Consider the following 778-nt stretch of genomic DNA (forward strand, 5'->3'; position numbering starts at 1 on the left):
TCGAGCCCGCCGAGGCTGGCAGTGACCTGCAACGCGATCGGGTAGATGTCCTCCTTCTTGCCGACGTCGCCGACAATACCGTGCGCGCCCGTCTCGTCGGCGATGCGTTCGACATTCGCGGCGGTGCGGGCGACGAAGGCGACGCACGCATTCATCGCGGCAAGCTGCCGCACAAGCCCCAGTCCGAGGCCGGACGTGCCGCCTGTGACCGCCACGCGAAGTCCCTGAAGTTCGACATTCGTCTGCATTGCCAGTGCTCCTTTAATCCGTATGCCTCTTGGTACAAGTTCAAGTTAACTTGAAGTCAAGCGGGAATTGTGCTTTCGTTCATGCATGGATTCCATGCTGACCATCACCGACGTGGCGCGGCGCAGCGGCGTCGCATCATCGGCCCTGCGCTTCTACGAGGAGCGCGGGCTGATCGCGTCCGAGCGGGCCGGCTCGGGACACAGACGCTACCCGCGATCCGTGCTGCGCCGGATCGCCTTCATCGTCTTCGCGCAGCGAATTGGGCTGACGCTTGAGGAGATCGGCGGCGAGCTGGCCAAGTTGCCAGCCGATCGCGTGCCGTCGCGTCGGGATTGGTCGCGGTTATCGGGCCAGTGGACCAAGCGCATCGACCAGCGCATCGCCGAGTTGCAGCGCCTGAGGTCGGGGCTTACCGAGTGCATCGGTTGCGGCTGCCTGTCGATCGACCGGTGTAGCCTTGCGAACCCTGCCGATATGGCAGGACGCAAGGGGCCGGGGCCGAGGTATTGGCTGGGGTGAGTTGGCAGCC

2 protein-coding genes are annotated in these 778 nt (G+C 64.7%); one reads left to right on the forward strand and one right to left on the reverse strand.

The window, feature by feature from the left end:
• Window positions 1-248: SDR family NAD(P)-dependent oxidoreductase (locus tag NKJ73_RS34085; RefSeq protein ID WP_352572776.1), on the reverse strand; the 248-nt coding region annotated here is incomplete at its 3' end.
• An 85-nt stretch (window positions 249-333) separates the two neighbouring features.
• Here NKJ73_RS34085 and soxR point away from each other — a divergent pair.
• Window positions 334-768 carry a redox-sensitive transcriptional activator SoxR gene (soxR, locus tag NKJ73_RS34090; protein ID WP_352450000.1) on the forward strand — a complete coding sequence of 145 codons (435 nt, stop codon included), beginning with the start codon at window positions 334-336 and terminating at the stop codon, window positions 766-768.
• Window positions 769-778: the final 10 nt, after the last annotated feature.

Source organism: Mesorhizobium sp. M0074 (genome assembly GCF_040322975.1).
GTDB lineage: Bacteria > Pseudomonadota > Alphaproteobacteria > Rhizobiales > Rhizobiaceae > Mesorhizobium.

Bases quoted from the DNA above. Each gene is read 5' to 3' on its own strand.
- soxR (WP_352450000.1), top strand. From the start codon at position 334: ATGGATTCCATGCTGACCATCACCGACGTGGCGCGGCGCAGCGGCGTC.